General features: G+C 55.8%; 17 protein-coding genes. 7 read left to right on the forward strand and 10 right to left on the reverse strand.

Going from position 1 to position 19,548, the window contains the following annotated elements; genetic code table 11:
* Entirely contained in the window at positions 1 to 735 is a 735-nt protein-coding gene (locus G7069_RS08915; RefSeq protein ID WP_205758711.1) for an RNA polymerase sigma factor, read from the forward strand.
* Here the strand turns inward: G7069_RS08915 and cysC are convergent.
* The 8 genes from cysC to ald form a co-directional block, all read right to left on the reverse strand.
* Positions 713 to 2,539, reverse strand: a complete 1,827-nt coding sequence (gene cysC, locus G7069_RS08920; protein ID WP_166296710.1) for an adenylyl-sulfate kinase — start codon at positions 2,537 to 2,539, stop codon at positions 713 to 715. The genes G7069_RS08915 and cysC overlap by 23 nt on opposite strands.
* Positions 2,539 to 3,435, reverse strand: coding sequence for a sulfate adenylyltransferase subunit CysD (gene cysD, locus G7069_RS08925; RefSeq protein WP_166296713.1), 897 nt, complete (start codon positions 3,433 to 3,435; stop codon positions 2,539 to 2,541). Before cysD ends, cysC begins: the two co-directional genes overlap by 1 nt.
* 18 nt (positions 3,436 to 3,453) lie before the next feature.
* A complete protein-coding gene (locus G7069_RS08930) occupies positions 3,454 to 4,851 on the reverse strand; it encodes a mannose-1-phosphate guanylyltransferase/mannose-6-phosphate isomerase (protein WP_166296716.1) in 1,398 nt (465 codons plus the stop codon).
* 57 nt (positions 4,852 to 4,908) lie between these two features.
* On the reverse strand, positions 4,909 to 6,216 hold the full coding sequence (locus G7069_RS08935) for a replication-associated recombination protein A (RefSeq protein WP_205758712.1): 1,308 nt from the start codon (positions 6,214 to 6,216) through the stop codon (positions 4,909 to 4,911).
* 76 nt (positions 6,217 to 6,292) lie between these two features.
* Positions 6,293 to 7,210, reverse strand: coding sequence for a DUF3011 domain-containing protein (locus G7069_RS08940; protein WP_166296722.1), 918 nt, complete (start codon positions 7,208 to 7,210; stop codon positions 6,293 to 6,295).
* A gap of 87 nt (positions 7,211 to 7,297) precedes the next feature.
* Positions 7,298 to 7,924: an outer membrane lipoprotein chaperone LolA gene (gene lolA / locus G7069_RS08945; RefSeq protein ID WP_166296725.1), complete on the reverse strand. Its 627-nt coding sequence runs from the start codon at positions 7,922 to 7,924 to the stop codon at positions 7,298 to 7,300.
* A 114-nt stretch (positions 7,925 to 8,038) separates the two neighbouring features.
* On the reverse strand, positions 8,039 to 10,402 hold the full coding sequence (locus G7069_RS08950; protein ID WP_240912555.1) for a DNA translocase FtsK: 2,364 nt from the start codon (positions 10,400 to 10,402) through the stop codon (positions 8,039 to 8,041).
* A 45-nt stretch (positions 10,403 to 10,447) separates the two neighbouring features.
* Positions 10,448 to 11,515 carry an alanine dehydrogenase gene (gene ald / locus G7069_RS08955; RefSeq protein WP_166296728.1) on the reverse strand — a complete coding sequence of 356 codons (1,068 nt, stop codon included), beginning with the start codon at positions 11,513 to 11,515 and terminating at the stop codon, positions 10,448 to 10,450.
* 129 nt (positions 11,516 to 11,644) lie between these two features.
* Between ald and trxB the strand changes: the two genes are divergently transcribed.
* The 6 genes from trxB to infA all read left to right on the forward strand — a co-directional run bounded on the left by trxB (position 11,645) and on the right by infA (position 16,820).
* Positions 11,645 to 12,598, forward strand: coding sequence for a thioredoxin-disulfide reductase (trxB, locus tag G7069_RS08960; RefSeq protein WP_166296731.1), 954 nt, complete (start codon positions 11,645 to 11,647; stop codon positions 12,596 to 12,598).
* Between the two features lie 56 nt (positions 12,599 to 12,654).
* Positions 12,655 to 13,950 (forward strand): DUF445 domain-containing protein, encoded by a 1,296-nt coding sequence (locus G7069_RS08965; RefSeq protein ID WP_166296734.1) that lies wholly within the window; start codon positions 12,655 to 12,657, stop codon positions 13,948 to 13,950.
* Positions 13,951 to 13,958: 8 nt separating this feature from the next.
* Positions 13,959 to 14,624 carry a glutathione S-transferase family protein gene (locus G7069_RS08970; RefSeq protein WP_166296737.1) on the forward strand — a complete coding sequence of 222 codons (666 nt, stop codon included), beginning with the start codon at positions 13,959 to 13,961 and terminating at the stop codon, positions 14,622 to 14,624.
* A 3-nt stretch (positions 14,625 to 14,627) separates the two neighbouring features.
* Positions 14,628 to 15,764 carry a GNAT family N-acetyltransferase gene (locus G7069_RS08975; RefSeq protein WP_240912556.1) on the forward strand — a complete coding sequence of 379 codons (1,137 nt, stop codon included), beginning with the start codon at positions 14,628 to 14,630 and terminating at the stop codon, positions 15,762 to 15,764.
* 37 nt (positions 15,765 to 15,801) lie between these two features.
* Positions 15,802 to 16,539, forward strand: coding sequence for a leucyl/phenylalanyl-tRNA--protein transferase (gene aat, locus G7069_RS08980; protein ID WP_166296740.1), 738 nt, complete (start codon positions 15,802 to 15,804; stop codon positions 16,537 to 16,539).
* Between the two features lie 62 nt (positions 16,540 to 16,601).
* A complete protein-coding gene (infA, locus tag G7069_RS08985; protein WP_166296743.1) occupies positions 16,602 to 16,820 on the forward strand; it encodes a translation initiation factor IF-1 in 219 nt (72 codons plus the stop codon).
* A 68-nt stretch (positions 16,821 to 16,888) separates the two neighbouring features.
* On the opposite strand, the gene clpA is transcribed toward infA, so the two are convergent.
* Positions 16,889 to 19,183 (reverse strand): ATP-dependent Clp protease ATP-binding subunit ClpA, encoded by a 2,295-nt coding sequence (gene clpA, locus G7069_RS08990; protein ID WP_166296746.1) that lies wholly within the window; start codon positions 19,181 to 19,183, stop codon positions 16,889 to 16,891.
* A gap of 43 nt (positions 19,184 to 19,226) precedes the next feature.
* Positions 19,227 to 19,541: an ATP-dependent Clp protease adapter ClpS gene (clpS, locus tag G7069_RS08995; RefSeq protein ID WP_166296749.1), complete on the reverse strand. Its 315-nt coding sequence runs from the start codon at positions 19,539 to 19,541 to the stop codon at positions 19,227 to 19,229.
* Positions 19,542 to 19,548 lie beyond the last annotated feature (7 nt).

A 19,548-nucleotide genomic window follows, 5' to 3' on the forward strand; every position in this document is an offset into this window, starting at 1 on the left:
ATGGCGTTCAACACACCCATGGCACCGAACGTCGTTGCAACGCAGTTTGATGCAAGCAGCAAGAGCGATCACGAACTGGTCGCGCTGGCTGCAGCTGGGCATGCGGTGGCGTTTGAAGCCATCATGCGAAAAAACAATCGGCTGCTGTTTAGAACGGCACGTGCGATCGTCAAGAATGACAGCGAGGCTGAGGATGTCGTTCAAGAAGCCTATTTGCAGGCATGGCGCGCGTTGGCGAAGTTTCGTGTTGAGAGCAAGATTTCAACCTGGTTGGTTCGCATCACGGTGAACGAAGCTTTGGGGCGATTGCGACGCAAGCATCTCAATGTCATTCCGCTCGCGATTGCGATGAAGGATCCAAGTGTGTCGCACAGTGATTCACTGTCTGAGCGCACAGAGTTAGAACCCGAGAACAATGCAATACAAGACCAAATGCGTGCCTTGATTGAAAAACACATAGACGCCCTGCCCGATGCTTTTCGCGTGGTGTTCATCCTTAGGGCGATTGAAGAACTCAGCGTCGAAGAGGTTGCACAGTCCTTGGACATCCCGGAGGCCACGGTTAGAACACGCTACTTCCGTGCACGATCACTGTTGCGCGAAAGCATTGCACGACACACAGACACGGCACTGGCAAATGCCTTCGGCTTCGATGGCCTGCGCTGTGATCGATTGGTGGAAGGCGTTCTGACGCGTGCTGCGGACGAAGGACTTATAGCCCCAGCGCGTGAATGATTTTTTCGGCACAGTCTTCGACAGACGCGTCGACTGTGTTCAAGCGTAGCTCTGGTGACTCGGGTGCTTCGTAAGGCGAATCGATCCCCGTGAAATTCGGAATTTCGCCCGCGCGTGCCTTCGCGTAGAGACCCTTCACATCTCTAGATTCGGCGACTTCAAGTGAAGTATCGACATGCACTTCAATGAACTCGCCCGACTCAAAAAGCTCTCTTGCCATCCGTCGCTCTGAGCGGAAAGGCGAAATGAAACTGACCAAGACGATGAGTCCGGCATCTGTCATCAGCTTGGCGACTTCTGCGACGCGCCTAATGTTCTCAACGCGATCCACGTCGGTGAACCCCAGATCCTTGTTGAGCCCGTGGCGGACGTTATCGCCATCAAGAATGTAGGCATGCTTGCCGCGCGCCATCAGTTGCTTTTCCACCGCATTGGCAATCGTGGACTTGCCTGATCCGGACAGGCCCGTGAACCACACACACCTAGGATTTTGACCCAAACTGTTTGCGCGTGCGCGGCGATCCACTTCAATCGCTTGCCAATGAATGTTGTTTGCGCGTCGCAATGCAAACTCGATGCGACCTGCTGCAACAGTTTCATTCGTTTGACGGTCAATGAGAATGAACCCGCCCAAGACATGTGAGTCGTCGAACTTGGCAAAGGGGATCGGCGCCGTCAATGAAATATTGCAAGCACCGACTTGATTTACCTCAAGCTGCTTTGCCGCAAGTTCCGCTTGCGTGTCGACGTCAATCAAGTGTTTGACTTCGGTAATGGTGGCCATGACCTCGCGCGTGCCACACAGCAAGCGGTAGCTTCTACCCGGCAGCATCGAATTTGACGACAGCCAAAGCAGATGCGTAGAGAACTGATCGGACACTTCGAGCGGCCCTGTGGCGACACTCAACACATTGCCGCGACTGATGTCGATGTCTCGGTCCAATGTAACTGTGACGGCGTCACCTGCAGCTGCTTCCGCCACGCTGTCGAAGCCGCACAGCACGGAGGTGATGGTGGCACGTAGATTCGAGGGTTGAACGACAACCGCCTCCCCTGCCCTTACGCTGCCGGATGCCACGGTACCGCAATAGCCACGAAAATCTTGACCGGCGCGGTTTACATATTGAATCGGTAAATGGAATGGCTTTTCGCTTGAATTGGCCCGGGCGGGTTCGATGGATTCCAAAGTCTCGATCAAGGTCGGACCCGAATACCAAGTCATTGCACTTGATCGCGCAACCAAATTTTCGCCGCGCAGTGCCGACACTGGAATCGCGGTGACGGTGGAAATGCCAGCGGCATCTGCAATCGTCGCGTACGCATGACATATCCCCTCAAACACCGATTGGTCGTAGCCGACCAAGTCCATTTTGTTGACGGCAAGAATGACGTCGCGTACGCCGAACAAACCACAGATCCAAGTGTGTCGACGTGTTTGCGTGAGCACGCCTTTGCGAGCATCGACCAAGACGATGGCCGCCTGTGCGGTAGAGGCGCCCGTAGCCATATTGCGGGTGTACTGCTCGTGCCCCGGGCAATCTGCGACCACAAAGCTACGTGCAGGTGTTTGAAAGTAGCGGTATGCGACGTCGATTGTGATGCCTTGTTCGCGCTCCGCATCCAAGCCATCGAGCAAAGCCGCAAAATCGACATCGCCTTGCGCATTTGACGCAGCGCGCAGTTGGTCCTCAAGCACAACACCGGCGTCATTCAGAAGCCGTCCGATTAACGTGCTCTTTCCGTCGTCAACACTGCCGCAGGTGATGAAGCGAAGCTGCGTTTTGGAAAAGGGAGCGGATTGCATCAGAAATAGCCCTCGCGTTTCTTCTTTTCCATCGAGGCGCTGGGGTCATGGTCAATCACCCTGCCCTGTCTTTCCGAGAATCGTGAGGCGCGCATTTCGGCAATGATTTCGTCCAAGGTTTCTGCTTCGGATTCAATCGCGCCCGTCAACGGGTAACAGCCCAGGGTGCGGAAACGCACGCGCTTTTCTTCAATGCGTTCATCGGGACGTACGGCCAGACGATCATCGTCCACCATAATCCACGCGCCACCGCGCCGAATCACAGGGCGCGTTTTGGCAAAGTACAAAGCGGGGACCGGAATATTTTCGCGCCGGATGTATTCCCAAACGTCGATTTCGGTCCAGTTCGATAGGGGGAATACGCGAACGGATTCACCCTCATCGATGTGTGTGTTGAAAAGTTGCCAGAGTTCTGGACGCTGTTGCTTCGGATCCCAATGGTGATGGGCATTGCGGAAGCTAAAGATGCGTTCTTTCGCACGCGACTTTTCTTCATCACGTCTAGCACCACCGATGGCCGCATCGACCTTGTACAGGTTCAATGCTTGCTTGAGCGCATCGGTTTTCATGATTTCTGTGTGCTTGGCAGCGCCATGCGAGATTGGCCCGACACCCGCAGCAAGCCCGTCAGGGTTCATGTGAACGTGCAGTGGGATACCGGTTTCTTTGGCGCGCTGATCACGGAAGCTGATCATTTCGCGAAATTTCCAACCAGTATCCACATGCAAGAGCGGGATCGGTGAGCGAGCGGGCGCAAAGGCCTTTTCAAGCAGGTGCAGAAGCACGGAGCTATCTTTACCGATTGAATACAGCATGACCGGCCGATGAAATCCCGCGGCGACTTCGCGAAGGATATGAATGCTTTCGGCTTCGAGTTGATCCAGCGTGCTTTTCATGGATGTCGCGCGCACAGATCAGCCGCGACCGTAGGCGTCATCGAAGCGAACAATGTCGTCTTCACCCAAGTAGCTGCCGGATTGCACTTCGATTAACTCCAGTGGCACGACGCCAGGATTCTCAAGGCGATGCTTCACGCCCAAAGGAATGTAAGTACTTTGGTTCTCGGACAGCATGATGGTTTCGTCACCGCGCGTGACACGTCCCGTGCCACTGACAACAATCCAATGTTCGGCGCGGTGATGGTGCATTTGCAGACTGAGCTGCGCACCGGGTTTCACCGTGATGCGTTTGACTTGAAAGCGATCGCCAACATCAATTGAGTCGTAGTTGCCCCAAGGGCGATAGACCTTACGATGGGCGCTTGGCTCACTGCGACCCTCCGCTTTGAGCTGTGCGACGATGGCTTTGATTTCCTGGACTTTGTCTTTGTGCGCAACCAGTACGGCGTCCGCAGTATCCACGACCACGACATCTTCAATGCCTAACAATGTGACGAGGCGATGGTCGCTCCAGGCCAGCGTGTTTTTACATTGCTCAGCAATGACATCGCCGTGGTGCGCATTGCCTTCGTTGTCTTGTTCTGCCACTTCCCACAATGCAGACCAACTGCCGACGTCATTCCAACCGACGTCTATCGGTAAGACGGCTGCGCGGTCAGTGCGTTCCATGACGGCATAGTCGATAGAGTCCGAAGGTGAGCGTTCGAACGCGGCGCGGTCCAATCGCACGAAATCGGTCTCGCGACGTGCATTCGCCAATGCAGCGCGACAGGCGTCAAGCATCGCCGGTTGATGTTGTTGCAGGGCATCGATATACGCTGAGGCCTTGAACAGGAACATTCCACTGTTCCAAAAATATTGGCCGCTCGCCAGGTACGTCTGTGCTGTATCGGCATCCGGCTTTTCGACAAAGCGTTTCACCTTGCGCACGCCATCACCCGCTTCGGCTTGGATATAGCCATACCCGGTTTCAGGTGCGGTGGGCAGAATGCCGAATGTCACGAGCTGACCTTGCTCCGCTGCACGCGCTCCGTCGCGCAACGCATGTTGGAATGCGGCGACATCTGCAATGACGTGATCGGAAGGCAGCACCAACAACAACGGATCCGCACCATGCGACATGGCTTCCAACGAAGCAACGGCGATGGCAGGTGCGGTATTGCGCGCAGCGGGCTCAAGCAAGATCGTCGGACTGCTACAGCCCACCTCACGCAATTGCTCGGCCACCATGAATCGATGGTCTTCTCCGGCCACCACGATGGGGGGTGCGGTGGCGACGCCACTCACCCGATTCCAAGTCGCTTGGAGCATCGATTCTTGCCCGACAAGACTCAAGAATTGCTTGGGAAACCCTTCACGTGACAACGGCCACAATCGGGTTCCTGAGCCTCCGGAGAGGATGACTGGAATCATTGACACACCGATCTAAATAATTGATGCGCTCAGTATAGCTGGGCGTACGACGGCGCCCTACGCGCTAGCATCCAAGGCAGATTGGCGAGCGGCGCGCAAGGCGTCCAGCTTTTCTTTCAACTTGATTTCCAAGCCGCGTGTGACTGGCACGTAATACACGCGTTCTCCCATGGCGTCAGGAAAGCCCGACTGCGACAAGGCAACGCCACCTTCGACATCGTGGTCGTACTGATAGCCTTTGGAATAGCCCAAAGATTTCATTAACTTCGTAGGCGCGTTTCTCAAATGCATGGGCACATCCAAAGTACCGAGAGACTGTGCATCCGACACCGCCGATTTGTAAGCCACATAGCCGGCATTCGACTTGGCCGTGCTTGCAAGATAGATCACCACTTGCGCCAACGCCAATTCGCCTTCCGGTGAACCTAAACGGTCGTAGGCATCCCATGCATCTGTGGCCATCTGCAACGCGCGTGGATCGGCCAGGCCAATGTCTTCAACGGCCATGCGCGTCAATCGTCTTGCCAAATAGATTGGATCGCAGCCACCATCCAACATGCGCGCAAACCAATACAAGGCACCATCAGGATTGGAGCTACGTACGTTCTTATGCAGTGCCGAAATTTGATCGTGGAATTGCTCGCCACGCTTGTCGAATCGGCGGGTACGATCTGCGAGGACTTGCGCCAGGGTCGCCTCGGTAATCGTATTGCTTTCTTCTGATGCAATGGATGCGGCTATTTCTAGAAGCGTGAGTGCGCGACGCACGTCGCCATCCGATGCGACAGCGATGTCCGCGAGTCGATCTGCGGATACCTGAAGGGCGCTGTTGCCCAGGCCATGTGTCGTGTCTGCCAAGGCCTGCTCAAGCGCCGTGACAATATCTTCGACGGCGAGTGTTTCCATGACATGCACTCTGCATCTGGACAACAATGCAGAATTGAGCTCGAACGAAGGGTTCTCAGTCGTTGCGCCAACAAACGTGATGCTACCGCGCTCGATGAACGGCAAGAACGCATCTTGTTGGACCTTGTTGAAACGATGGACTTCATCTACGAACAACACAGTGCGGCGCCCGTTTTGAAAACGTGCCTCTGCTTCTTGTAGAACTTTACGGACTTCTGGCAAACCCGACATCACGGCAGATATCGAGACGAACTCGGCGTCTGCATACTGCGCGAGCAGCAAGGCCAAAGTGGTTTTGCCACAGCCGGGTGGACCCCACAACACCATCGAGTGGATACGCCCTGCTTCAATGGCGCGTCGGAGTGCGCTGCCCTCGCCCAGCAGTCGTTTTTGTCCGACCATGTCTGCCAATGCGCGCGGGCGCATGCGTTCCGCGAGCGGGCGTGCCTCGTCAGACATTGGAGAAAAAAGCGAATCAGGTTGCGTCATGCGATCACTATACAGCCGCACTGACGCAACCTCTTAGCCACTTTAGTTACGGTTGATCGTCCGTTCTAAGATCGTTGATGCTCGAAGATCCGGTACGAATACGCGCTTCAAAGTTACGCGTTTGCCAATTGCCGTCATTGATACTGACACCGTATTTTCCGCGCACGTAGTACTCATTCCGGGATGCAGGCTGTTGCTGATAGCTGATGTTTGTTTTCACCTGCACGCTTGAAACGCGTGATTGTCGGCGGATGTCTGCTTCGATGGCACGTTCAAGGGCATTGCGTGCCACGTTTGTCATGACGGTGCCTTGTGACCAATTGCCACCGGGCATGCCCCCGTTGCCTGAGGTGTATCGATAGTTGACGGTGCCCACGCGGTTGTAGTTATCGACAGTCGTGTCGAACTCGGCGGAATACGTACGATTCCCCCAGATGCTTTGCGCCAAACCGTTGACGGCTGTGCCGCCGCGAATGGGCGTGCTGCGGGCATTGATAATGCGTACGTCACTTAACCGGTTGTACTCGCCATTCGGGGGTCGCATTTGCGTGCGCAATGCACTTTCAATGGCGCGCTCTGTTTGATACGGAAGTCCGCTTTGACCGCCGCCATTGCCTGGATAGCCGTTCAAGGAGACCAAGCGGAACTCCGCGCGACACCCTTGCGTCACCGTGACATTGGCGACATTGATAAACATGGTTCGACCGTTGATGCAGGCGGCACTGCTGACTTGACGCACGAACTCGGCGCGATATCCATTGGGGATACTGCAGGTTTGTGAGCGACCGTTGGTCGAACCGCAGGTGCCGACATTGCCGTTGGGACCGTTTTGCTGGGTGTTCTGTCCACCCAGAATGGCGCCAATGATCTGTGCCCAGTCCACGCTTTGCGCGGATGCAGGAAGCGCCGAGAGTACACCTGACAGAAACACGCTAGTAGCGAGCCATTTGAATCGAGTATTCATTCCGACGCCCTCTTGGAAATTCGTTCGCGTTCTACTTATAGCCGTCGCCTGTGAGCGTCAAATCAACGCACGATGCCGGTGCGCGCTTCACTCGCCAACGACGTCAGTGCCTTTTGGCACAACAAACTTGAAGTTGCTTGCCGGCAGCGAAACGTTGCGCTCCCACTTTGCGAAGACCATCTTCGTGGTTTGTCCCAAGGCGTCTTTCAGATCGACCGCATACAACTGATTGTCCTTGAAACCGAGACGTGCACTTTCAATGTTGGCTTCACCTTTGTTCTTAGGTGTGAGCTCCAGCCACTCAATGCCGTTCTGCTTGGCGCCTTCGCGCACGTTGAACATGGCATCGAGTTTCTTGGGATCGGTGAGCACAGTGAGCGGGCTGTTTTGCTCTTCCGCACCCTGCGCACGTTTGGTGACTTGATTCAGATCGGGCTCGTGAATCCAAACAAATGTGCCATCCGCAATGATGAGCTGTTGATAGGGCTTCACGTATTCCCAGCGAAACAAATTCGGCTTCGACATAGAGACGCGACCCGAACTACTTGTCTTCAATCGACCTTTCGGATCGTAGACCTGCTGCGCAAAGCCACCGCGAACGGTTTTTAATCCTTGCGTGAACTGGTTGAGTTGCTCGCGCCCGCTTGCATAGGCTGCCATGGGCATCAACACGAATGCCACAGTGGCGGCGGTGAGTGCTTTCGTAAGCGTCATGCCTGTGCTCCGTTGAAACTGAGATCAAGTTTTACGGAAGCAAGCTGAATGCGGTTTCAAATGCGCATGCGAGCCTGAACGGCCGTTTCGGAAAGTTGCTTGCCTTAGCGCGTATCAATCACGCGGTGGCGGTGGCGCCAACACAGTGCGATCCCCATTATGTTCAGGCGGCGTCACGACGCCAGCGGCTTCCATCGCTTCGACCAATCGTGCGGCACGGTTGTAGCCAATCTTCAAGCGGCGTTGAACGCCTGAAATGGAGGCGCGTCGCGTTTCAGTAACGATGCGTACCGCTTCGTCGTACAGAGGGTCGCTTTCATCACCACCCGAGTTCGCTGCTTCCGGCAGTCCGCCCATGCCGACAGTGCTGCCGTCGTACATCGTCTGCACTTCTTCCAATACACCGTCGATGTAATCCGGCTGCGCCCCACCCGCCTTCAAGTGCTCGACCACGCGATGCACTTCTTCATCGCTTACAAACGCGCCGTGCACACGCTCAGGCAAAGAAGTACCTGGCGGCATATACAACATATCGCCGTGCCCCAACAGCGTTTCTGCACCCGATTGATCCAAGATGGTGCGGGAATCAATCTTGCTTGAAACTTGGAATGCGATGCGTGTGGGAATGTTTGCCTTAATCAAACCCGTGATGACGTCAACCGACGGGCGCTGCGTCGCCAAGATCAAATGGATACCCGCTGCCCGTGCCTTCTGCGCAAGACGTGCAATGAGTTCTTCGACCTTTTTGCCGACGATCATCATCATGTCGGCGAATTCGTCGATGAAAACCACGATATACGGCAGCGGTTCTAGTGCAGCAGGCGCTTCATCAGGCATGCCCGACGGTTTGAACAGCGGATCCATGATCGGCTGACCGGCATCGGCGGCGTCTTTCACTTTCTTGTTGAAGCCGGCCAAATTGCGGACGCCGACGGCGCTCATCAACTTGTAGCGGCGTTCCATTTCGCCGACGCACCAACGCAGTCCGTTGGCCGCTTCTTTCATGTCGGTGACAACAGGTGCCAGCAAATGCGGAATGCCTTGGTACACAGACAGTTCCAGCATCTTCGGGTCGATCATCAGCATGCGGACGTCTTTGGCACTGGCTTTGAATAACAAAGACAGCACCATGGCGTTCACTGCCACCGACTTACCTGAACCCGTTGTGCCTGCGACCAACAAGTGCGGCATGCGCGCAAGATCGGCGACGGTTGGATGTCCAGCGATGTCCTTGCCCAAGGCCAAGGTGAGGGGGCTACTGGCCTTGTCGTATTCCTTGGAACGCAGGAGCTCGCTCAGGTAAATCATTTCGCGACGGACGTTGGGAATTTCCAGGCCAATGACAGATTTACCTGGAATAACGTCCACCACGCGCACGGACTTCACCGAGAGGCCACGCGCGATGTCTTTGTCTAGCGACGCAATTTGGCTCACCTTGATGCCAGGTGCGGGCTCGATTTCGAAGCGCGTGATGACGGGGCCCGGATAGGCGCCCACAACCTGCGCATCAATGCGGAAGTCTTTCAGCTTGTATTCGATTTGACGCGAGAGGGTTTCAAGCGTTTCTTCGTCATAGCCCTTTGGCTGCGGCTTGGGATCGTCCAGCAAGGCCAGCGGTGGCACTGAGCCTGGATCACCGCCCGTGAACAGCGGAATCTGCTGGTCGCGTTTAGCACGCTCACTCTTTTCTACGATCGGTGCGGCCGGCGGTTCGATTTTGACTTTCTCGCGCTTGGCGCGAAGTTCCGTATCTTGCTTACGCGCTTCCTCGCGTACTTCGCGCATTTGCCGTGCTTCTTGCCATTGCACGGCTTGCAATTGTTTCGCACGGAACAGGCTTGGGATCTTGAGCACCCAGCCACCGATCCAATCCATGACCTTGAACCAAGACAGCCCCGTCGCGAGCGTCAGCGAAACCATCAAGAGCGTCAGCAGAAACAACATGCTGCCCACGGCGCCGAAACCCTTGGTCAAGGAACGGCCGACGAGTTCGCCAAGAATGCCCCCTGCCTGCGCCGAGAAGTGCTCGACACTCCCGATACGGACGTGCAGGATGCCCACCGCCGAAATGATGAACGCAAAGATCCCGATCAAGCGGAAGGCGGCGCCCACGTCAGGTTCACCGTCTCCGTCGCTGTCTGTCTTGAACAAGACCAGCCAACAGACGGCACCGAGTGCAATAGGAATGAACCAGGCGACGTAGCCGAACAGGAAGATGAGAATCGAGGACAGGTAGGCGCCAACTCGGCCACCGGCATTGTGCAGCTCACCGGTGACCCCCAAACTGCCGCCAGTGGACCAACCCGGGTCCGCTGACGAGTAGGTAAAGAGACTCGCGAACAAATACAGCAATACCGGCGCGATGGCGATCATAGAGAGATCGCGCATCATCTTCTGACGCCTCGGATTGGGTGGCGCAGCGACGCGTTCGGGTGCGGGCGTTGGACGCTTACGACGCGTCGGATTGCGCGATGCCACTTCCTGTATTACCTCAATTTGCTTCGATAAGTCATTGAGTTTGAATCAAAGCTTCATATCTAGCAAGGCCGGATGCACCAGCTTCCCACCTTCAACATTAATGCCTTTCACCAAGGCCTCGTTGTTGCGCCATTGACCCTCGGCCAACTTATTGACCCACGGCAGGATCGCCGCACAGATGGCTTGAGAGCTGGTTTGCGGTACGGCACCTGGCATATTGGTCACGCAGAAATGGGTCACGCCCTCTTCCACATAGGTCGGATCCTTCCAAGTTGTCGGACGCGAAGTCTCAAAGCAGCCCCCTTGATCAATCGCAATGTCGACCACGACGCTACCATCTTGCATGTCTTTCAACATGTCGCGTGTCATGACGTGCGGCGCCTTGGCACCTGTCACCAAAACCGCACCTACGACCAAATCGGCCTTGGCGACGGCCTGAGCGACTACATCGTGATACGGATACAGTGCGGTCACGTTGTTGCCCAGACGCATCATTTCTTCCATGCGATCCGTGCGCATTTCAAAGACGGTGACGTTGGCGCCACCTGCAGCAGCCAAGGCCGCAGCAGCGCCACCGGCCTTACCTGCACCGAAGACGACCACGTTGCCGCGTTCGGTCGAAGCCAAGCCGCCGAGTAACTTTCCCTTCCCGCCCATCGGCTGATGCAACAAATGTGTGCCCACTTGCACGCCGATCTTCCCAGCGATGACGGACATCGGGGCAAGAAGCGGCAAGTCGCCGTTCGGCAGTTCAACGGTTTCGAATGCGACGCCCGTCAAGCCGATGTCCAGCAATTGGCGGGTCAATTCGGGTTCTGCGGCCAAGTGCAAATAGCAGAACAGCAAATGGTCTTTGCGCAGGTGCTTAAGGTCGCCGGCAATCGGCTCTTTCACCTTGACGATCATTTCACCTTTGGCATAAAGCGCTTCGGCATCCGCTGCAATCTTGACGCCCAACTTTTCGTAGTCGGCGTCTTTGAACCCCGATTTGATCCCGGCATCCTTCTCAACCCAGACTTCGTGACCACGCTTGACGAGATCGCCTGCGGCTGCCGGCACTAGAGCAACACGGCCTTCAAGGGTCTTGGTTTCTTTGGGCACACCGATACGCATGAGAAGCTCCGTAGAGGAATCTGATCGATTCCATTAAAAGAATTGATGGCCCGCACAGGATCGCCGGAGCCGTTTTCGTCTGCATCCCCTAAACTATGGGCTGATGCATTCATAAGACAAAGTATATCCATGAGCACCCCTAAACATTGCCATTTGTTGATCCTGGGTTCCGGTCCGGCGGGCTGGTCCGCAGCGGTTTACGCGGCACGCGCCAATCTCAAGCCTGTCGTGATCACCGGCATGCAGATGGGCGGACAGCTGATGACCACGACGGAAGTCGACAACTGGCCGGGCGATGCACACGGTTTGATGGGGCCTGCATTGATGGAACGCTTGCAAGCTCACGCTGAACGTTTCGAAACAGAAGTTGTAATCGACGAGATTCATACCGCCGATTTGTCGAAGCGCCCGTTCCGATTGATTGGCGGCGCCGGTGAATACACCGCGGATGCGTTGGTCATCTCCACGGGCGCGACGGCCAAGTACCTGGGCATTCCAAGTGAAGAGGCGTTCAAAGGCCGCGGCGTGTCTGCCTGCGCAACCTGCGATGGCTTTTTCTACAAAGACAAAGATGTGGCCGTCATTGGTGGTGGGAATACCGCAGTCGAGGAAGCCCTCTACTTGTCCAACATCGCAAGCAAGGTGTACTTGATCCATCGGCGCGACACATTGCGCGCCGAGAAAATCATGCAAGACAAGCTCTTTGCAAAGATTGATGCCGGCAAGATCGTGCCTATTTGGCATCACACCGTGGATGAAGTCCTGGGTGACGAAATGGGCGTGACGGGCTTGCGCTTGGCGTCGGTCCAAGATGCTTCGAAGCAAGACATCGTGGTGCACGGCATGTTCGTCGCCATCGGTCATCACCCCAATACCCAGTTGTTTGAGGGTCAATTGGCCATGAACAACGGCTACATCGTGGTGAACTCTGGCATCAACGGCAATGCGACGATGACGACGATTCCCGGTGTTTTTGCAGCGGGCGACGTGGCTGACCAGCACTACCGTCAAGCGATTACCTCGGCGGGTTCGGGCTGCATGGCGGCGCTTGACGCAGAACGCTGGTTGGAAACCCAAAGCTGAGTGAGATCTGGCGCGACGCAACGTTGCGCTGATGGACGGCGTGCGAGGATGCCTGCATGAACTTGCTTGATCCTCGCACAGCGCGGGCGCGCGATTTGCGTCGTATGAAATTGATTGCGTTGGCCCTACTCCTGAGTTCGGTCGCGCTTTTGGTCTTGGCGCATGTGATGGGTCGCCAGGGCATGTGGGGTTGGGTCGGCGCTTACGCCGAAGCCTCCATGGTTGGGGCTTTGGCCGATTGGTTCGCGGTTGTCGCATTGTTTCGCCGCCCACTCGGACTCCCCATTCCGCACACGGCCATCATTCCTGAAAACAAGACGCGCATTGCAACGGCGCTGGCTGACTTTGTCGGCAACCATTTCCTCGCGCCCAAACAAATCGTGGCGCGGATTGAAGCATGGAACCCGGCATTGGCCCTCGGCGCGTTTTTCTCGCGACCCGCTCAGGTTCGAAATCTGTCACGGCAGTTGCAATCTTGGGTGCACGCCTCTTTAGGTGCGTTGGATGCCCCGGCGCTTGAACGCGCCTTGGTATCTATCGCGCGTGATCAACTCTCGAAATGGAATGCGGCCACAACGGCAGCACAACTCATCCGTGTACTCACTGAAGGTAATCATCATCAGCGCGTGTTGAATACAGGGCTGGTGCAGATCGGCAGGTGGGTTGATCAGACTGAAGTACGTGGCTATATCAGCGAAAAGCTCTCAGGCATGGCGCGTCGAGAGTTCCCGAAAATGACCTGGCTGGTCGACAAGGTGCATTCGACGGATGAGATTGCGGACGCACTCAGTGAGAAAGTGGCCAACGCCATCATTGATGAATTGCAGGCGGTCTTGAACGATCCGCAACACCCGCTGCGCGCTCGCTATGGACAGGAAGCGGCCAAGCTCTTGGCACGGCTTGAGGACGACGCCGAACTGCAAGGCAAAGTGGCTGACTTCAAGCAACAGCTGTTGGAAAGCGAATCCGTCAATGACTATGTGCGCCACGTGTGGCAGCGTATGCGCGATTGGCTGAAGGAGGACCTCGCGTCGCCAAACTCTGTGGCCATGGGGTATTTCGAATCATATGCAACACGCATTGGAGTGAACCTCAGAGACAACGTGCAGTGGCAAAACCTGGCGAACGCGCAAATCCTCATTGCTGCGGAACACCTCGCGGGTGCCTTACGAAAGGTAGCGCCGGACTACATCAAGGAGACCATCGAGTCTTGGGACACCCGCTTTCTCGTGAATGAAATCGAACAAAGTGTGGGCGTGGATCTTCAATTCATTCGATTCAACGGCACACTGATTGGTGGACTGGTCGGATTGGCACTGTACGGACTCTTGCAACTTCCCCTATTCAATTGAGGCGACCTATGCGCACTTTATATGTGGCAAATAAGAACTACTCGTCATGGTCGCTGCGGCCATGGATTCTCTTACGCGTCCTGGGGATCCCCTTTGAAGAGCGTTTGGTGCCATTTGGTTCGGGCTACGGGTTCTCACCCACACAACGCGTCCCTTGTTTGATTGAAGATGGCATAACGGTGTGGGACTCGCTCTCAATCGTGGAGTTCATTGCGGAAAGCCATGCCGAAGTTTGGCCTTCCGATCGTGCCGCCCGTGCGTGGGCGCGCAGTGCATGCGCAGAAATGCACTCGGGCTTTACCACGCTGCGAGAAGTGTGCGGGATGAACTGCGGTGTTCGAGTTGAACTGCATGAAATGCCCGAGGCACTCAAGACAGAGATCGCGCGGCTCGAAGCCTTATGGGCCGACGGCATTGAGAGATTCGGTGGGCCATGGTTGGCGGGTGAACATTTCACCGCTGCGGATGCGTTCTTTGCGCCTGTGGTCTATCGCATTCAAACCTACGGATTGGACGTGAATCGAACCACCAGAGCCTATGTTGATCGCATGCTGCACCTCCATGAAATGCGCGAATGGTACGAGGCTGGTTTGACTGAAACCTGGCGCCATGAAGCCCATGAAAAAGACATTTCGAAGTACGGGCGGGTGCTGGAGGATCTGCGCGCAGTTTGATTCGTGATCGATAACGCGCGTATCACCCAAGCCTTGCATGCCCGCATCGATGCCATCGATGCGACGGAGTGGAATGCTTTGATGCCGAACGACAATCCATTTGTCGCGCATGCGTTCTTGTCGACGCTCGAACACACGGGTTGCATCAGGTCGGACTTGGGCTGGCAATCTGCACATCTCACGCTGCACGAAGATGAAACACTGGTGGCGGCTGCACCGTGTTATGTCAAATACAACTCGCACGGAGAGTTTGTTTTTGACCATGCTTGGGCGCACGCCTATGCACAACACGGCGAAGCCTATTACCCCAAATTGCTGGTTGCATCGCCCTACTCTCCAGTGACAGGGCCGCGCTTGTTGGCCAAGTCAGCGCATTGGCGGGCTCAATTGCTCGAGACGCTTGTGTCGAGTGCGAGCCAACTAGACGTGTCTTCGGCCCATGTGAACTTTCATGCGCCGCACGAAACAGAAGCCTTTGATGATGCGTGGTGTATGCGCGAAGACGTGCAGTACATCTGGCGCAATCCCGGTGATTGGCGATCCTTTGAAGACTACCTCGCGGGCATGGACAGTAAGCATCGAAAGAACGTGCGCCAAGAGCGTAAGAAGCTTGCCGCGGCCGGCGTTCAATTTCGTTGGGTTCAAGGGCATGACGCTGAAGCGATCGATTGCCAGCGCATGTACGAACGCTACATCGGGACATTCGACCTGTATGGCAATACGCCCGCACTCACAGCATCGTTCTTCCGAGACATCGTGACGCGCATGCCTGAACAGACTGCCTTCTGTTTCGCTTCATTGGGCAAAGACGTCATCGCGGCTGCGTTCTATATGCAGTCTTCAAGCACGCTGTATGGACGTTACTGGGGCAGCACGCACGACTTGCCTGGATTGCACTTCGAAACCTGCTACTACCAAGGCATCGAACATTGCCTGCGCACGGGGCGCGCGACGTTTGAACCCGGTGCTGGCGGTGTACACAAAATCGCGCGTGGGTTCTTGCCGGAAGTCACGCGGAGTCACCATTGGATCAAGTCCCCCAACTTCAGGCGCGCCATTCAAAAGTGGTGTGATGAGGAACGTTCGGGCACTGCCCGTCACATTGCCGCCTTGATGCAAAGATCGCCGTTCAACAAGTGAATCGCCAAGTGACGCGGCATTGAAGGCAAAATGACGTATGCCAATCGCCCTGCCCTGTATGGATCCGATCTCGCCGGTGTTTCCACCGGTAGAGGACGCTTTGCGCGAGCCAAATGGCTTGTTGTGCATGGGTGGCAATCTTTCACCGGCGACGATACTCGACGCCTATCGGAGCGGGATATTCCCGTGGTTCTCGGGCGATGATCCGCTGCTGTGGTGGTCGCCCGATCCGCGCATGGTCTTTCAGACAGATGCCGTCCACCTCTCATCAAAGTTTCGGCGCACGCTGCGCAAGTCGAACTGGGAAGTGCGATTTGACGAAGATTTTGCAGCGGTCATAGCGACCTGCGCGTCTACGCCACGAGCCGGCCAACAAGGCACTTGGATCGTGCCTGAAATGATTCGCGCGTACACCTCGTTAAATCGCTTGGGCTTCGCGCACTCTGTAGAAGTTTTCGCTGATAACGAACGCATCGGTGGCCTATACGGGCTTGCCATTGGTCAAATGTTTTTCGGCGAAAGCATGTTCAGTCTTGTCGAAGGCGGGTCCAAGGTGGCCTTGGCTGGCTTGGCGCATGTTCTGAACGCAGCTGGCTGGCCCCTGATTGACTGTCAGGTGGAGAATCCGCATCTCGTTTTGATGGGTGGCATCAATCTGCCGAGAGCGGACTATCTCGCGCAGGTGGCGACCCAGTGCCGGAAGCCAGGCGTCATGGGCAGTTGGCGAGGGCAAATGCCCGTCGTGCCGGCTTCTGCACTCGCAACCCTACGCTAATCCGCGAATCGTGCGATAATCTCGCACTTTCCTGTGCCCGTTGGGCAAGAGTTATTGTTTTTATGGCGAAAGACGACGTCATCGAATTTGACGGAACCATTTCCGAAACGCTCCCGAACACCATGTTCCGCGTGAAGCTCGAGAATGGACACGAAATCATTGCGCACATCTCCGGACGCATGCGTAAGAACTACATCCGAATCCTGACAGGCGACAAGGTCAAAGTGGAAATGACCCCTTACGACCTGACCAAAGGGCGCATCACCTATCGCATGAAATAATTGCGATAAACGATTGATTAAAAAAGAAAAGGCGACCTTCAAGGTCGCCTTTTCTGTTGCCTGATGTCTCAGCTTTGATCGACATCCGCAGTCGCGGCCACCTTCGGTGCGGGCGTCTGCGGATCAACGCTCAGGACCAAACCTTCTTCATTGGCCGTGAGGGTCACCGAGCCACCTTGGATCAGTTGCCCGAACAAGAGCTCATCGGCCAGCGGGCGCTTCACCTTGTCTTGGATGAGGCGCGCCATCGGACGTGCACCCATCAGCGGGTCAAAGCCGTTCTGGGCAAGCCACTCACGCGCAGCCGGCGTCGAATTGAAGGCCACATGCTTCTCCAGCAGCAGCGCTTCAAGTTCAATCAAGAACTTGTCGACGACCCGCAGGATGTGGTCCATGCCCAAGGGTTGGAACTGAACCACTGAATCCAGACGATTGCGGAACTCGGGCGTAAAGCTCTTGCGCAGAATTTCCATTGCGTCAGTGCTGTGGTCTTGGCGCGTAAAACCAATCGATCGACGTGCTGCTTGCGCGGCGCCGGCGTTGGTGGTCATCACCAAAATCACATTGTGGAAGTTCGCTTCGCGGCCGTTCGTGTCTGTGAGCACACCGCGGTCCATGACCTGCAACAAGATGTTGAAGATGTCCGGATGCGCCTTTTCAATTTCGTCGAGTAACAGCACGCAATGCGGTGTTTTGACGATCTTTTCAGTCAACAAACCGCCCTGATCGAAGCCGACATAGCCCGGAGGCGCACCGATGAGACGGCTCACCGAATGCGGCTCCATGTATTCGCTCATATCGAATCGCACGAACTCGATGCCCAACTGTTGCGCCAATTGCTTGGTCACTTCTGTCTTGCCGACGCCGGTGGGGCCTGCAAACAAGAAACTCCCGATGGGTTTCTCTGGATTTCCGAGACCCGAGCGTGCCAGCTTGATGGAAGAAGCCAGCGTTTCGATCGCAGCATCTTGGCCAAAGATCACCATCTTCAAATTACGTTCGAGATGCTGCAGTACGTCCTTGTCGCTGGTCGTGACTTGTTTGGCCGGAATACGCGCCATCTTTGCAACGATGGTTTCGATTTCCTCAACGTCAATGACGGCCTTGCGCTTGTCTTCGGTGAGGACGCGTTGACGTGCGCCCGCCTCATCAATGACGTCGATGGCTTTGTCGGGCAACAGACGATCATTGATGTGCTTCACCGACAGGTCAACGGCCGCTTGAATCGAATCATCGGCATAACTCACGCTGTGGTGCGCTTCATACTTCGAACGCAAGCCACGCAGGATCTCCACGGCTTCCGACACAGTCGGTTCGACGATATCGATCTTCTGGAAACGCCTTGCCAGTGCGCGATCCTTTTCGAATACGCCACGATATTCCTGGTAGGTCGTGGAACCGATGCAGCGCAGATCACCTGAAGACAAGGCAGGTTTGATCAGATTACTGGCGTCCATCGTGCCGCCCGAAGACGAACCGGCGCCAATGATGGTGTGAATTTCGTCGATGAAGAGGATCGAGTTCGGCACCTTTTTCAAGGCCGCCAAAACGGCTTTGAGGCGCTTCTCGAAATCACCCCGGTACTTAGTGCCGGCGACCAAGCTGCCGAGATCCAGCGAAAAAATGATCGCGTCCTTAAGAACCTCAGGGACGTCGCCTTCAACGATTCGTTTGGCCAAGCCTTCTGCAATCGCGGTCTTACCGACGCCGGCTTCACCGACATATAAAGGATTGTTCTTGCGACGACGGCACAGCACTTGGATCGTGCGTTCAATCTCGTCTGCACGTCCGACCAAGGGGTCGATGCGCCCTTCGGTCGCGGCTTGGTTGAGGTTGGTTGCAAATTCGCCGAGCGGATCGCGTTCACCGGGCTCGCCACCGCCCTCGCCTTCGGACTGTTCGCCCTGGCCTTCTTGCGCACCTTCATCTTGTTTGGACATGCCGTGCGAGATGTAATTCACAACATCCAGACGCGTCACGCCTTGTTGGCTCAGCAAGTAAACGGCATGGGAATCTTTTTCACCGAAGATCGCCACCAAGACATTGGCACCGGTGACTTCTTGGCGTCCCGAGGATTGCACGTGGTAGACCGCGCGCTGCAATACGCGCTGGAAGCCCAGCGTAGGTTTGGAGTCCCGGCTTTCATCCCCTTCCGGCATGACTTCCACGGACGATTGGATCGCTAGATCCAACTGAGTGCGCAACTCTTCGACATTGACCTTGCAGGCCGTCAAGACCTCCAATGCCGCAGGATTGCTTAAAAGTTCGCGCAGCAAGTGCTCGACAGTAATGAGCTCATGCCGTTGTAAACGTGCATTCCGGTAGCACTGCGCGATGGTGTGTTCAAAGTCTTTGGAGAACATGTTTTGCCCCTAAAAGCGACTACCGGATGTTATGGGGTCGAAGCTAAGCTTTTTCCACCCTCGACAGCAAGGGGTGTTGGTGCACCTGAGCGTATTCATTCACCTGCGCCACCTTGGTTTCGGCAACGTCTCGAGAATACAGCCCGCACACGGCCGAACCTTCGGTATGGACGCGCAGCATGATTTGGGTCGCGACTTCGATGTTCATGTTGAAAAAGCGCATGAGCACGTCGATGACGAAATCCATCGGTGTGAAGTCGTCGTTCATCATCAAGACGGCGAAACGCGGTGGTGGCGCGGTCTCGGGCTTGCCGGTTTGCACGGCAATTTCATGTTCGGATTGGCGTTCTGTAGGCATGCGTCCA

This window comes from Lysobacter sp. HDW10 (assembly GCF_011300685.1).
Lineage (GTDB): Bacteria > Pseudomonadota > Gammaproteobacteria > Xanthomonadales > Xanthomonadaceae > Solilutibacter.

Coding starts and splice junctions, on each gene's coding strand:
- trxB (WP_166296731.1), top strand. CDS start 11,645: ATGAGCACCCCTAAACATTGCCATTTGTTGATCCTGGGTTCCGGTCCG.
- lolA (WP_166296725.1), bottom strand. CDS start 7,924: ATGACGCTTACGAAAGCACTCACCGCCGCCACTGTGGCATTCGTGTTG.
- G7069_RS08915 (WP_205758711.1), top strand. CDS start 1: ATGGCGTTCAACACACCCATGGCACCGAACGTCGTTGCAACGCAGTTT.
- cysD (WP_166296713.1), bottom strand. CDS start 3,435: ATGAAAAGCACGCTGGATCAACTCGAAGCCGAAAGCATTCATATCCTT.
- G7069_RS08970 (WP_166296737.1), top strand. CDS start 13,959: ATGCGCACTTTATATGTGGCAAATAAGAACTACTCGTCATGGTCGCTG.
- infA (WP_166296743.1), top strand. CDS start 16,602: ATGGCGAAAGACGACGTCATCGAATTTGACGGAACCATTTCCGAAACG.
- ald (WP_166296728.1), bottom strand. CDS start 11,515: ATGCGTATCGGTGTGCCCAAAGAAACCAAGACCCTTGAAGGCCGTGTT.
- G7069_RS08935 (WP_205758712.1), bottom strand. CDS start 6,216: ATGTCTGACGAGGCACGCCCGCTCGCGGAACGCATGCGCCCGCGCGCA.
- cysC (WP_166296710.1), bottom strand. CDS start 2,539: ATGCAATCCGCTCCCTTTTCCAAAACGCAGCTTCGCTTCATCACCTGC.
- clpA (WP_166296746.1), bottom strand. CDS start 19,183: ATGTTCTCCAAAGACTTTGAACACACCATCGCGCAGTGCTACCGGAAT.
- aat (WP_166296740.1), top strand. CDS start 15,802: ATGCCAATCGCCCTGCCCTGTATGGATCCGATCTCGCCGGTGTTTCCA.
- G7069_RS08965 (WP_166296734.1), top strand. CDS start 12,655: ATGAACTTGCTTGATCCTCGCACAGCGCGGGCGCGCGATTTGCGTCGT.
- clpS (WP_166296749.1), bottom strand. CDS start 19,541: ATGCCTACAGAACGCCAATCCGAACATGAAATTGCCGTGCAAACCGGC.
- G7069_RS08940 (WP_166296722.1), bottom strand. CDS start 7,210: ATGAATACTCGATTCAAATGGCTCGCTACTAGCGTGTTTCTGTCAGGT.
- G7069_RS08930 (WP_166296716.1), bottom strand. CDS start 4,851: ATGATTCCAGTCATCCTCTCCGGAGGCTCAGGAACCCGATTGTGGCCG.